Here is a 14778-nt window from a genome sequence, read left to right on the forward strand (position 1 = left end):
TACTCTGAGCCTGTTAAACCCTTCGGAGATGCTTTATATGCAGAAGGGTGAGTTCTCAGAGTGCCCGATTGTGGCGTAGAAGGTGTATGCGCCGTAGTACCAGAGTGAGTAGACACCACATACTTTTTTGCCCCTTAACCCACGCTGGTAGCAGGAAAAACAAGATTCCGGATCAAGTCCGGAATGACATATCAGGGAATTACCCTCAAAATTAATCAGAGTTATTATGAGTTTCTTTATATTTGTTTTCGTACTCTTCAAGTTCTTTTATAAGAGGTTTCGCCACTTCAGGCATCTCCACCTTTTCTCGTGTAAGAATATCTCTAATTTTTATATCTTCATCATTATAAAACTTTTGGTTAGATTTGTCGTCGCTAGCAATAACCCCGCCTTCAAAAGATATCCCAGCAAACAATCCTTGAGCTTTAGAGTATATAAGTATTCCAGATGCAGGAACACCTATTTTAGCGCCTGCCTCTCTACCAACAGGACCCGCTGCTGCTGAAATTTCGCCCCCTATTTTAAAACGAGATTTAAGTAGTAAATCCAACCCTTCCTTATTCATTATAAGTAAAATCGCATCAACTACTTTCCCACCAATTTGAAACCCAAAACTTCCTTCTGCTGTAGCTATAAAAGCGGGTGGACTCCATTTTCCTGTATTTCTATCTTTTGCCAAGACAATCCCGTTACCACCTTTAGCTCCAAGCACAAAACCAAGCTTATACTGTCTCAAAAATATAACAGCGTTAGCATCGTGCAAGAGTTGACAAGGTATAGCGCTATCAGGTGCATCAGTAAAATATTTAAGAGTTTTTTCGGCGTGTTTTATTCTACCTGCAAGTTCTTCATTTGAATCAGAAAAAGCCGTTACAGCAAAGATCATTATAAATATAAGACAAAACTTAATTTTTTTCATATCTCCTCCGTTTAGGTTTATTGCTTAAGTTTTTACTTAAACAATATTATATAATTAGAAGGTTTTATTTTCAATAGCAAGACAGATAAAATCAATAATGGTAAAGACAACAAGCAAACCTCCGCACTAAAACACCACTTGGGCACACTCAGGACAAAACCAGAGCACACTCTCATCATTGACATTGCTGTGTTTTGTTTATATTTACTACTCAATTAACTTGTAATTCTCAATTAAGTTTGACTATTAAACTTTATAAGAATATTATATATTCATAAAGAGTAACGATCTTTTAAAAACTCAAATACATAAAAATGAAATTTAATCGCCAAACAGAATCTCTCATAAAAATCGTAAACAAATACCCTCATAACGAAAAACTCTTAGTAGTTCCCAACTATAGTATAGGCACGCAAATTTTAGAATCTCTAACAAGAGCAAAAGGTGGATGGGTAAATTTCAAACCCATCACTACCGTGGATATTGCAGTCGATTTAGTCAACCATTATCTTATTACTGAAAAGATAAGACATATACCCCATAAAGCAACATTTGCGATTATCGACAGAATTTTCAACCAATTAGCAGAAAAAAAAGACCTTCAATATTTTGAAAAAAGAACTGTAAACAAAGGGATTATAGAAGCCCTAACCAAAACATTTATTGAACTTCGATATAATGGGTTAAATTCAGATTCAATAAATGGGATGGATACTGTTAATGAACAGAAAGCAAAAGATATTTCGTTACTACTTTCTGGTTATGAAAATTTTCTAAAAGAGAACTATTTTATTGACAATCCAGGCGTAATCACCTTGGCTACAAAAGCAGTTGAAGATTTTCAAAGTTACAGAGAAAAGAAAATATTCCTACTATCAAATACATCCTTTTACCCTATCGAACAAACACTCATTGAAAAAATTTCAAATAACTACGAAATTATTGAACAAGACAATGTTGCAGGGCTCAGCAGACCTAAACTTTATCCTAAATTTGAATTTTCTTCTAATACAAACTGCAATAGCGATATTGAAAGAACTGAATGGCTTTTTAAACCAACTTCTGCCCCTTCACCTTTCAATGATAAAACAATAAATATATTTAGCGGTTTAGGTTGTAAAAATGAAATTAGAGAAGCCTTAAGAAGGATAATGGATAATAAATTGCCTGCAGACCAAGTAGAAATTGTATTTACTGACTTGAAAGATTATGTAGATATCATTTATTCTGCTTGTCAAAAAACAGGAATACCTGCTACTTTCGCTGATGGTCTCCCTTATTATATAACAAAAACAGGTCAGGCTTTAAGGATGTTTCTCCTATGGATAAAAAATGATTTTCAAGAAATATACTTGCGAAATATACTTGAGTCAGGTTCATTTCAACATACTCTTATAGAAGAAAAGGGCGCTCCAAGCCCTTCAACGTTAGGGCATCTCTTAAGAATTTCTGGTGTTGGGTGGCAGAAAGACCGTTATATACCTATACTTAAGAAAAAAATTGATGAAAGCAATGAAATTGCATTTCAAATGGAAAAAGAGGGAAATGAAACCGCTGAATATTATAAAAATAGAGCGGAAAATCTTCAAGTACTTAAACAATTATGTAAAGAAATATTGTTGCTAATACCCTCTACAAATGAAGGTAAAGTTGAATTTCCTAAGTTCTGCTATGCGTGTAAAAAATTTCTGGAGAAGAATGTTCGCATTACAAACGCACTGGATGCTAACTTTAAAACAGAGGTGATGGAGCAGTTGGATATTGTTTCAGAAATAATAACTTCTTATATAGATTGGGATGAAGCGTTAGAAAAAATATTCAATATGGTATCTGGAATTAGAATAGAAAAATCAAACCCTAAACCAGGACATATTCATATCTCACATTATAAGTTTGGAGGTAAAACAGGGAGAAGTAATACTTTTATAGTTGGGCTTGACGATAACCGTTTCCCTGTTAGGGAGTTGCAAGATCCGATACTTCTTGATGAAGAGAGAACAACATTAAACACCTCACTAGAACTTTCACCCGAAATCTCAGCAAAAGAATTATATGGGATGGCATCTTTAATTTCTGGGTTGAGAGGCAAGGTAACTTTTAGTTACTCTTCTTATGATATACTTGAAGACAGACAAACTTTTCCCTCTTCAATTCTTCTACAGGTGTATCGGCTTAAAACTGGCAATGTTTCTGCAAATTACCATAACTTATCCAACGCAATTGGTGACCCTGTTGGGTTTCAAAAAGGACCTGATGGAAAAACATTTATTGACAGCACAGATTGGTGGCTCTCCAATATTGTAGAAAATCAACGTTTAAAAGATGCCCGAAAGATTTTAGAAGATGTTTTCACTCAAACAGCTCAAGGAACTTGTGCATACGCAAACAGGGAAAGTAACAGTTTTACAGAATACGACGGATGGGTAAAATCAGAAGACACAAAACTTGACCCACGCGAAAATAAATCTATTGTTATGTCAAGTACAGGTTTAGAAAAAATTGCTAAATGTCCATTCTTATATTTTGTTGAAAACGTTCTTAAAGTTAGAATCCCGGAGGAAACTCCAAAAGATATAACCGTTTGGTTAGACCCAATCGAGAAAGGTAGGTTAATCCATGAAGTCTTCTACCGTTTTACCGTTAAAATTATTAAGGATAATGTTGTTGATAAAGAAAAACATCATAATTTACTTAAAAACATCCTCCAAAAAACGATTGAAGAATATAAACAACTAATACCTCCTCAAAGCGAAATGGTTTTTAAAAAAGATAGTCAGCAGATGGAAAAAGATATGTTATATTTCCTCCGGTTAAATGAAAAACTTGGCAAACCAGTCTTCTGTGAAATCGTTTTTGGTAAAGAAAGTTCATTTGAGATAGATGTAGGTGACAACAAAACAATCCATTTACAGGGTAAGATAGACAGAATTGACAACGAGTCCAATGACCAATACTCTGTATGGGATTACAAGACAGGAAGTGCAACAAATTACAGAGAATCAGAAACAACTAAGGGCGGTGAACAAATGCAGCACTGCCTATACGCTGTTGCCGCTGAATATATTTTAAAACAAGAGCAAGGCAAATCTGACGCTAAAATAGTTAACTCGGGATATCTTTTCCCAACAGAAAAAGGTATGGGGAGAGGGTCGCAAGGAAAATTTGGTTATCCTGTAAACGATGAATGGAAAAAAACGCTTAATATTTTGCTTGATATAATTAAAAATGGTGTTTTTATGGCAAGAGATTTAAAGAGTGATAAGGGATTTAGCGCTCCTTGCAAGTTCTGTAACTATATTGATATATGCGGTGCGGAAAAAACAAGAAAGAATATAGATAAGAAGCTCGAAAATCAAGAGAATATTATGCTAAATGATTGGAAAAAACTTAAAAACTATGAATAAAAATATTTTACCAGATGCAAAAGCAAGGAAACGAATAGAAAGTGATTTTGAAACTAATTTTTTTATAGAAGCTGGGGCTGGGTCGGGAAAAACAGAAAGTCTTGTAAAACGTATGATAGGATTATTAAGGTACGGACATGCTAATCTTGAGAACGTGGTAGCGGTTACTTTCACAAAAAAAGCCTCTGCAGAACTACGTGAGAGACTCCAGGTGGAATTAGAAAAACTCTATTGTTTAGAAATACCTGAAGAAGAAAAACACCGTGTTAATAAAGCCCTAAAAGAATTTGAACGTGCATCTGTAAATACAATCCATGCTTTTTGTGCGGATATTCTTAGGGAACGACCTGTAGAAGCCGAGCTAGACCCTGAATTCCAAAGTTTGGAAGAAGAAGAAAATGTTATAAACGCTAAACACTTCTGGCCATTTTTTCTTGAAAAGCAGGCTTCTTGTGACCCTGAAAGTTTAGAACGACTTGAGGCATTAGGAGTTTCACCGAGCAACTTAAATGATATATATGTTGAACTTATTAGATATCCTGATGTTGAGAAGGCGGTGGAGAAGGTGCCCAAACCTTCTTTTCCTGAAACAAGAACAGAACTGGAAAATAAACTTCGTGCCATAAGAGACAAAATGCCTAACAAAGAACCCTCTCCAGAATGGGACACTCTTCAAAAGATGGTTGTAGGCGCTCTCAATATGATTGATAACGGTGACATATCTGATGATATCTTCTTTATATCTGTACTTAAAAAGTTGGATAAAAACACAGGGGTTACCCAGAGAAGATGGGATTCTAAAGAGAACGCCTTAGAATGTAAAGCAATGATGGAAAATATTCAATCTGATATCGTAAAACCCTTTTTAAAAGAGTGGAAAGAATATTTGCATAAACCTTTGTTGGATTTTACCTTAAAGGGCGTTGACAGTTATGCAGAATGGCGAAAAGAACGTTCGCTCTTAAATTTTCAGGATTTACTTATGCAAACTGCTCTCCTTTTAAGGAACAATAATGAAGTTCGAACTTATTTCAAAAAAAAGATAACACACCTTATGGTTGATGAGTTTCAAGATACAGACCCAATACAAGCAGAAATTATAATGTTATTGGCAGGTATAGAGAATTCCGAAAACAACTGGCGTAAAACAGTACCAAGAAAAGGAGCACTTTTTATAGTTGGAGATCCCAAACAGAGTATATACAGGTTTCGCCGAGCAGATATAGATATCTATAATATAACAAAATCTCTTATAGAAAAAAACGGTGGTGAAACTCTTCAACTTGTATCAAATTTTAGGTCGCTACAGCCAATCAAAGATATTACTGAAACTGTTTTTAAAGACGTATTTCCAACAGACAGTAGCAAGTACCAGGCAAGTTTCGTTCCAATACATATTATAAGACCAATGCCTGAAGCAGCCAAGTTGGCAGGAATTTTTAAGCAAGTTGTACCGGAAGTAGAGAAGAATAGACCTATTGAAGTTGCAAAGGAAGACGCAAAAAGGATAGCCTCCTGGATAAAGTTATGTATTGATGACCAGTTGCAAATTGCCCGAGAAGATAAGGAAAAAATCGCAAATATTAATGCTAATGCGCAACCTGGCGATTTTATGATTCTTACAAAGAGGAAAAAAAACCTGTCATTGTACGCAATAGCGCTTGAAAACCTTGGTATTCCTTATGAAATTTCAGGTGGAGAGAAATTTAGATTGTCTAACGAACTGTATGAACTTTATAAGTTGTTTTCTGCTTTGGCAGATTCAAAAAACTCTGCAGCACTTTTAGCTGTTTTGAGAGGACAGTTTTTTGGTGTAAGCGACAGAGATTTATACAGTTTTGTTAAACAAGGCGGTAGTTTCAAGATTTTTGAAGATACCAAAGAAGAACACCCTGTTTCTATAAAAGAAGCGTTTAAAAAATTAAAAATTTATTCAAAATGTATTCACAACCTTGAACCTTTAGCAGCCATTGAAACTATCATAGAAGATACTGGCATAATACCTTTAGCAGCTTCTCTTGATATGGGTGCAACCAGATGTGGTAACATTTTTAAGTCTATTAATCTTTTAAGACAATACAGAATCCAGACAGGTGCTGGTTTTGTTGAAATTGTAAAATATATGGGAGAACTACGTAACACAGATAAAGAAGAGATGGGTCTTTTCCCGGCAACTTCAAAAGCAGTAAGAATAATGAACCTACACAAGGCAAAAGGATTAGAAGCAAATATAGTAATTCTTGCAGACCCTCTTGATGATTCAAAAGAACACCCAATAACTCTTTCTGTTAAACGTCACGAGGACAAATCTTTAGGGTATTTCTGTTTTACTCAACCGAGTAGTAGTTATAGCAAAGAAATTATTGCACAACCTACTAATTGGGAACCAAAAGCAGACGAAGAAAAAAAGTATGAAACTGCAGAAATAGAACGGCTTGATTATGTTGCAATTACAAGAGCCAGAAACGCTGTTGTTATAAGTGCCTATAATCAAGGAGATAGAAGAAGGACTTGGAACGCTTTTTCTGAGTATATCCAAGATGCAGAAGAACTGAAAATACCACCCTATAACCCTTTGTCAAAAGAAACTTTCAATATTGCTAAGGAACAATTAATTGAAGAAACTACAGAAATAGAAAACAAAATAAATATGTTGAAAGAGACTTCATATAAAATTTCTTCAGTAACTGATAGCACACATAAAGATACTTCTTTCAGCGAGAGTTTGGGACAAGGTATTAAATGGGGACTAATTGTTCATAAAGCAATTGAGTTGTGCGGTAAAGGTAAAGCAGATAACCTAAAGACTTTTGTGCCTATATGGCTAAGAGAAGAAGGAATTTCTGAAAAACATATCGAAAAATTGATTGATGAAATAAACAACCTGATGCAAAGTGAACTTTGGGATAGATTTCAGAAGGCAGAAATAAAATATTTCGAGGTTCCTTTGTCACTATGGAACAAGGAGAGTAACGAGTTAGTTTCAGGAATTATAGACGCTCTTTTTAAAGAAAATAATGAATGGGTTATTGTAGATTGGAAGACAGACGATTTTGATAAGGATTCGTCCCGTAAATCTGCTTATAAAAAACAGCTTGAATATTATGCCAAAAGCTGGGAAAAAATAACTGGAGAAAAAGTTAAAGAAACATTGCTTCAGAAGGTATCTCTAAATTAACAAATAGAAAATATCAGTATAATTATTAGAATAATCACAAGAAAAACACCCACCTTCACAATCCTCTCACCATTTATCCATATCTCCCTCAATAGTAATCAAGATAAACCTTTAAGGTATAACCACAAGGAGAAAGGAGAATTGATTTTTCGCTAATTTAATGGTATATTAAAACAAATGGAAAGAAAAACAATCGAAAGATGGGTCAAGGGTTTTCTGTTATTTGGGTTTGCCCTTTATATATTTTTATGCCTTTTTTCGTACGATGCTCACGACCCTTCTTTTGCTTTTTCAAATATCGGTTCTCCAATAAATGACACTATCATAAATTTTGGTGGAAAGATAGGTGCTATACTTGCAAGTTTTTTATTCTTTTTTCTTGGAAAGACTGCCTTTATTATAATATTTATTCTACTTTTCTTTGGAGTAAACGCTATATGGGGAGACCCTACTAATTTTTGGATTAAAACATTGAGTTCTGTTGGACTAATGTTAAGTGTTTCTATATTTTGGGAAATAAAGAATAATTATAATTTTTCTGGTGGTTTGATTGGAATTACTCTTGGACCATCTTTACAGGTATATTTTGGAGAAAACGGAATATACCTTCTACTTATTGTTTTAGGTATCGGTTTTTTGGGGTTAGGTTACAAAATCTTTATTAACCCATTCAGAATAATTTTTCAAAACTATGGTGCGATTAGACAAGAAAAGATTCCTTTACCTAAACAAACAGAAACAACTACTGATACAAAAAGACCTATCAAAAAGATAAGAAAACCAACATTACCACCAGAGAAGAAAGAAGTACATCCTGCTCCTATAAAAGAAGAAGTTCAAGAACCTCCAATAAAACTTCCGAGCCCAATTACAAAAGCAAAAGATTATAAACTCCCTCCTTTGTCTATATTAAAAGCAAATGCCCCAGTACAACAAGAAACAAAAGAAGATTTTGATCTTTACGCTCAAGTTATTGAAGAAACACTTCTTGAATTTGGTATAGAGGGAGAAGTCGTTCAGATTAATACTGGACCGAGGGTAACTATGTTTGAGGTTCAACTTGCGCCAGGTGTTGCTATCCAGAAGGTTTATAAAATACAAGACAATCTTGCTATGAACCTTAAAACAACAACCATAAGAGTGGTTGCTCCCCTTGCAAACAAATCAACATTAGGAATAGAAGTACCTAACAGAGAGATATCAACAGTATATCTTAGAGAAATACTAACAAGCAGAGAGTTTCAAAAAAATTCTTCTAAACTCACTATCGCTATTGGTAAAAGCATAATGGGAAAACCAGTAATAAACGATTTAAAAAATATGCCTCATATTTTAATCGCTGGTGCTACCGGTTCTGGAAAAACTGTCTGTCTTAACTCTTTTATAGCTTCAATACTTTACAAAGCAACTCCAGAAGAAGTAAAATTTATTATGATAGACCCAAAAATGGTAGAACTTATATCTTACAATGGGTTACCTCATTTGCTATGCCCTGTTGTAGTAGATGTTAAAAAGGCTGTCAATACCCTAAAATGGCTTATATCTGAAATGGAGAGAAGGTATAAAATATTCTCAGAAGTAAAGGCAAGAAATATTGAAAAATATAATTCTATAAAAAGAAAAGAACCAATGCCTTACATTGTGGTTGTAATAGACGAACTTGCCGACTTGATGATGATAGCCCGTAAAGAGATAGAAACAAGGGTAATCCGACTTGCTCAACTTTCAAGAGCGGCAGGCATTCATCTTATACTTGCCACACAGAGACCATCGGTAAACGTTATCACAGGAGTAATTAAAGCAAATCTACCTTGCAGAATATCTTTTCAGGTTACTTCAAAGTTTGATTCACGTACTATCCTTGATACAATTGGGGCAGAGAAACTTTTAGGCAGAGGCGACCTTCTCTTTATACCTCCAGGTAGTTCACTTCTTACAAGAATACAAGGATGTTTAGTATCAGATGAAGAGATAGAAGTAATATGTAATTTTATAAAAAGCCAGAAACCTCCTGAATATGAAATGGAGATAATGGAAGAACAAGAGAAACATAAAGAACTTGATATAACAACATTTGACGAAAAAAGTAGTGAAGAAGATGAACTTTATCAAGAAGCAAGGAGAATCGTTTTAACCACAAAAAAAGCCTCAATATCAATGCTTCAAAGACGGTTAAAGATAGGTTTTAATAAAGCAGCTCGGCTTGTTGAACAGATGGATGAAGAAGGGCTTCTTGGTCCTTACATAGAAGGTAAACCAAGAGAAGTGTTAGTGAGTAATAATAATGGAAACCAACAAACCCCTTAATGAACTTTTAAAAAATATTAGAATAGAGAGAAACATATCTGTTGAACAGATATTTGAAGATACCTACATTCCTGCAAAATTTATTAAAATGATTGAAGAAGGCACGTGGTCTGAGTTTCCTAGCGAGGTTCATTTAAAAGGATATATACGACTCTATTCTACATATCTGAAGATAGACTCAGCTACTATTAATAAATATCTAAATGACATAATGTCGGTCGAAGAAGAAGTTCAAGACAATGGGAAAAATAATAGCAAGATAAAAAATGTTTTTCCATCAAACCAAAAGAAATTCATATTTATTATATTGATACTTTTAACTGCTTTTGTAACAATATTAGCCTTAACCCTCAAACTTATACCTAAATAATGGAAAAAATATATCTTTTAAGTCTTGGTTGTCCCAAAAACCTTGTAGATTCTGAAAATATTATGGCTCTGCTTGGTGAAAAAGAATATATCCTGACAGACTCCCCAGATATAGCAGATATTATTATTATTAATACCTGTGCGTTTTTGAAAAGTGCTGTAAAAGAATCTAAGGCTGCAATAAAATATTTTACTGACAACAACCAGTATAAACACAAAAAGATTGTTGTTTGTGGGTGTCTTGTTCAGAGGTATGGGGAAGAACTTTTTAAACTAAATGGTGTCGATGGTATTTCTGGTATAAGTAACCCTGAAGAAACTGTCAAAGTTGTTGAGCAAGTCAAGAGCAATTCACGTATAACCTCATACAATGTTATTCCCAACATATCTCCTAACTGTTCCCCGCGACTTGTCTCTACATACCCTTACGCATATATAAAGATTTCTGAAGGGTGTGACAATTTATGTAGTTATTGTCTTATACCAAAATTGAGAGGACGACTTACAAGCAGGTCAGAGTCAGATATATTAAATGAAGCAGAAAGCCTTTTAGAAATGGGAATAAAAGAACTCATTATTATAGCCCAAGATACATCAAGTTACGGATGGGACACTGGAAACAGGAATGGTTTAGAAAACCTTCTTTCTAAACTTGCAAAACTAAAATTTCCACGAATAAGAATTATGTACTCTCATCCAGCTCATATAACTAAAAATGTTTTAGACATTATTCAGAAAGAGAAGAATATTTGTAAATATATTGATATTCCACTTCAGCACATCCATCCTGAAATTCTGCAAAAAATGAATAGACCTGTTTTAGATTATGGAAAACTTATTGATAATATAAGAGAAACCGTCCCTGAAATACGGTTACGAACAACATTTATTGTTGGTTTCCCAGGCGAAACAGATGAACATTTTGAAAAACTTGTTGAATTTGTCAAAGAAAAAAAGTTTGATAGATTGGGTGTATTTAAATATTCAAGAGAGAAAGAAACAGAGGCTTTCAAACTAAAAGAACAGATAAAAAAGAGAGTAAAACTTGAAAGAGAAAGAATTTTAATGGAGATACAGAAGGATATATCAAAAAGAAATCTTGAAAAATTTATTGGTAAAACTTTAAAAGTTCTTGTAGAAGGAAAAGAAGACGATTTTTATGTAGGAAGATCAGAATTTGATGCACCCGAAATTGATGGTAATGTTTATATTGAGACAAAGACAAAAAAAATCGTAAACGGAGATATAAAGAAAGTCAAGATTATAGGCTCAACAGAGCACGATTTATTTGGAATTCTCCCCAATTTATGATAAAATTATTGAGTTATGTTTATTAAACTCTTTATAAGAATTATCGCCATATTTTGTATGGTCGGTGCAGGAATACTTGCTCGCAAACTTAATGCTGTTGATGATAATACATCAAGTCAGATGTCCAAACTTATTACCAATTTTTTTTATCCTGCTCTTATTTTCACATCTTTAATAAATAGTTTCACACTAAAAACTATTATCCAAAACTGGTCTCTCCCCGTTGGGATATTTGTTATTATGGCTACTGGGTACATTGTAGGAATTATTGCTGTAAGATTTATAAAGTTCTCCTCTGATAAAGAAAAAAACCAGTTTGCCTTCCAATGCACCACTAACAACTATTCTTTTCTACCACTACCAATTATTCTTATGTTATGGGGTGAACCGGGAGTTGCAAAACTTATTTTTTCAACATTAGGTTCTGAAATATCTGTATGGACACTTGGTATCCTTGCGTTAACAGGCAATAAATTTAAAAGAGAAAATTTAAAAAAACTTTTTAGTGTACCTATGATTGCAATTTTTTCCGCAATATTAGTTATAGTAATTAAAGGGTTATTACAGAACTACAATATTGTTTTTATGCCTGATAGTGTTCTATCTGAAACATTCATCTCTTTTTTCTCTGTAATAGAAATTTTTGGTAAAGCAGCTATTCCTATTGCAATGTTCATTGCTGGAAACAAGATAGCAGATTTAAATAGCCAACATCTGCTAACATTAAAACAAGGTTATCTTGTAACTTTAAGACTTGTTGTTATACCTCTATTTGCTATTTTATTATTACACATCTTACCTTTTTCACCTGATATACGAATGGTTCTTCTTGTTGTTGCAATAATGCCTTCTGCTGTTTCAAGTGTTCCTTTAAGTGAAACGTATGGTTCTGATTCTGAATTTGCTGCATCTGCTGTTTTAACAACACACATATTTTCTCTTATTACGATTCCTTTATGGTTAACTTTATTTTTAGGAAAAACTTAAAAACAGTTGTTTGAATTTATATTAACAAGAGTTCAATAAACTATGTAACTAACACCTTGTAAACAATGAGCAAATAGTTGAATTTTAGGTATTTACAACAAGGAGCTACTTCAAATGGAAATGAATATTTTAAGTTTTTTTTTATTTTTATCAGCAGGAGTATCTTTATTAGTAATTTTCCTATCAATTGAAAGGTTAGGTTTCACACCTTTAATAAAAGTATTCTCATTGTTAATGCTTGCCATTTTTTTGTCAAATATAGGGTACGCCAATGAATTATATTTCACAAGTTTTATTGATAAACGTTTCTGGTTAAATGTAAGATATATAGGCAACACATTTATACCTGCTTTATGGTTAATCTTTGTTTTTTCTTATACAGATTCAGAAAAATATTTAAAAAAACCATTCCTCTTTGCTTATCTGCTGACTCCCTTTTTAACGTTTTTACTCATATTAACAAACCAAATGCATCACCTTGTCTTTAAAACGTTTGCTGTAAGTTCCACAGGCAATATTTCTTTTCTTACATTTGAAAGAGGTCCTTGGTTATTTATCAACAGAGGGTACACGTTGATTTGCATTATAATGGTTTTTCTTATAATGCTCCGTTTTTCTAAATCTGTTAATTTTAAATATAAATCTCAAATTAAAATTGTTTTTGCGGCAGCAATCATTCCCTCCGTCTTTTATATTCTATATCTATTTACCAACATCTTTAAAAATATCAATATAATATCCTGTTCCTTTATAACCACCGGAGTGTTATCTTTTTTTGCTCTTTATAAATACAAACTTTTTGAACTCTTACCAATAGCCCGTTGCCAACTATTGGACAATATGAATAATGGTTTTGTATTTATAAACAACATTGGAAATGTGACAGATTTAAATAACATATTTTTAAATATGGTCTCTGTTAAAAGAGAAGATGTTTTAGATATGCCTGTTGAGCAAGCTTTCCATTTCTTTCCGGAAATAGTTTCTGCTTTAAAAAATAGCGACTCAGAAACTACTATATCTTTAAAGGATAAAACTTTTTTTAAAATTAAAGTCATTGATGTTAAGAACTCTTCAGGCATATTTTTAGGGAAACTTGCTATTTTAACAAATATTACCGATGAGATTTTCATTGAACAGAAATTGAAGAAGAATGACCAATTTCGGCATACGCTTACAAAGTTAGCAACAAACTTTATAAATATACCCATAGAAAAGATAGATACAGCAATAAATCAAGCTCTTTCTTATATAGGACAATTTTTAGAAGTAGATAGAGCCTATATATTCTACTATGACAATATTAAGCATTTTGCAAGCAATACATGTGAATGGTGTGCTGAAAATATAAACTCTTTTAAAACAAAATTACAAGATATACCTTTTGAAGAAATTCCTACATTTTTGTTACCACATCTTAAAGGGGAACTTATTTATTACCCCGACACAAGCGTTTTACCTGAAGGTAGTGTTGCAAAAACCATTATGGAAGAAGAAGGCATTAAGAGTTTTATCACTTTTCCTATGATGGCTGATAATAATGAATGCATTGGATTTATAGGTTTTGATATGGTAAAAGAAAAAAGGGAGTTTACCAATGAAGAGAAAGAATTGTTAAAAATTCTTGTTGAGATTTTTGCCAGCGTTGAAAGGCGTAGAATTAAAAAAATGCAATTGAAAAAAAGTGAATTTCGTTATAATCTTTTTTTTGATAATGCCCCGTTAGGGATTGTTCATATTGATAACGAAGCAAATATCCTTAAAGTAAACCAAAAATTTGTTGATATTATGGGAACCTCACAAGAAGATGTTGAAAAAGTCAATATAATTAAGGAGATGAAAGACGACCTTATGAAACAGTGTTTTCTTGACGCTTTAGAAGGTAAAACTGGTAGATATGAAGGCGTGTACACTTCTTTTTTGTCTGGTAAATCTTCTTACATAAGAGCCATCGCTAAGAACATTTTAGATGAAACAAGAATAGTTGGAGCTATAGGAATATTTGAAGATATTACAAACATTAAACAGAAAGAAGAACAATTAAATTATGCGGCTCTTCACGATTCTCTTACTAACCTTGCTAACAGAATCTTACTCCTTGATAGAATTGAAAGAGCCATATCTCGTCACAAAAGATACCCATCGGACTATTTTATTTTTATGGTTTTAGACCTTGACGATTTCAAAAGAGTAAATGATAGTTTAGGCCACGATGCAGGAGATACTTTTATCAAAGTTATTGCTCAAAAACTATCAGAATGTATTAGGCCAGACGATACACTTGCCAGACTTGGGGGTGATGA

General features: G+C 33.2%; 8 protein-coding genes. 7 read left to right on the forward strand and 1 reads right to left on the reverse strand.

Annotated features, from left to right (window positions below; translation table 11 throughout):
- Positions 1-211: 211 nt before the first annotated feature.
- Complete coding sequence (locus M0P98_07480) at positions 212-919, reverse strand: lipid-binding SYLF domain-containing protein (GenBank protein ID MCK9266697.1); 708 nt, start codon at positions 917-919, stop codon at positions 212-214.
- Positions 920-1233: 314 nt separating this feature from the next.
- Here M0P98_07480 and M0P98_07485 point away from each other — a divergent pair, with 314 nt between their 5' ends.
- The 7 genes from M0P98_07485 to M0P98_07515 all read left to right on the forward strand — a co-directional run.
- Entirely contained in the window at positions 1234-4323 is a 3090-nt protein-coding gene (locus M0P98_07485; GenBank protein MCK9266698.1) for a PD-(D/E)XK nuclease family protein, read from the forward strand.
- Positions 4292-7501 carry a UvrD-helicase domain-containing protein gene (locus M0P98_07490; GenBank protein ID MCK9266699.1) on the forward strand — a complete coding sequence of 1070 codons (3210 nt, stop codon included), beginning with the start codon at positions 4292-4294 and terminating at the stop codon, positions 7499-7501. Before M0P98_07485 ends, M0P98_07490 begins: the two co-directional genes overlap by 32 nt.
- A 177-nt stretch (positions 7502-7678) precedes the next feature.
- Positions 7679-9808: a DNA translocase FtsK gene (locus tag M0P98_07495; protein ID MCK9266700.1), complete on the forward strand. Its 2130-nt coding sequence runs from the start codon at positions 7679-7681 to the stop codon at positions 9806-9808.
- Positions 9786-10178 carry a helix-turn-helix domain-containing protein gene (locus M0P98_07500; protein ID MCK9266701.1) on the forward strand — a complete coding sequence of 131 codons (393 nt, stop codon included), beginning with the start codon at positions 9786-9788 and terminating at the stop codon, positions 10176-10178. The genes M0P98_07495 and M0P98_07500 overlap by 23 nt, the downstream gene beginning before the upstream one ends.
- Positions 10178-11488 carry a 30S ribosomal protein S12 methylthiotransferase RimO gene (rimO, locus tag M0P98_07505; protein ID MCK9266702.1) on the forward strand — a complete coding sequence of 437 codons (1311 nt, stop codon included), beginning with the start codon at positions 10178-10180 and terminating at the stop codon, positions 11486-11488. The genes M0P98_07500 and rimO overlap by 1 nt, the downstream gene beginning before the upstream one ends.
- A 15-nt stretch (positions 11489-11503) precedes the next feature.
- Entirely contained in the window at positions 11504-12475 is a 972-nt protein-coding gene (locus tag M0P98_07510; protein MCK9266703.1) for an AEC family transporter, read from the forward strand.
- Positions 12476-12589: 114 nt separating this feature from the next.
- Positions 12590-14778, forward strand: a 2189-nt coding sequence (locus M0P98_07515) for a diguanylate cyclase (GenBank protein MCK9266704.1), incomplete at its 3' end; no start/stop codon positions are given.

The organism is bacterium (genome assembly GCA_023230585.1).
GTDB lineage: Bacteria > Ratteibacteria > UBA8468 > B48-G9 > JAFGKM01 > JALNXB01.

What these genes read in the sequence shown, in the direction of transcription:
- M0P98_07480 (MCK9266697.1), bottom strand. Translation starts at nt 919, where the DNA reads ATGAAAAAAATTAAGTTTTGTCTTATATTTATAATGATCTTTGCTGTA.
- M0P98_07485 (MCK9266698.1), top strand. Translation starts at nt 1,234, where the DNA reads ATGAAATTTAATCGCCAAACAGAATCTCTCATAAAAATCGTAAACAAA.
- M0P98_07490 (MCK9266699.1), top strand. Translation starts at nt 4,292, where the DNA reads ATGATTGGAAAAAACTTAAAAACTATGAATAAAAATATTTTACCAGAT.
- M0P98_07495 (MCK9266700.1), top strand. Translation starts at nt 7,679, where the DNA reads ATGGAAAGAAAAACAATCGAAAGATGGGTCAAGGGTTTTCTGTTATTT.
- M0P98_07500 (MCK9266701.1), top strand. Translation starts at nt 9,786, where the DNA reads ATGGAAACCAACAAACCCCTTAATGAACTTTTAAAAAATATTAGAATA.
- rimO (MCK9266702.1), top strand. Translation starts at nt 10,178, where the DNA reads ATGGAAAAAATATATCTTTTAAGTCTTGGTTGTCCCAAAAACCTTGTA.
- M0P98_07510 (MCK9266703.1), top strand. Translation starts at nt 11,504, where the DNA reads ATGTTTATTAAACTCTTTATAAGAATTATCGCCATATTTTGTATGGTC.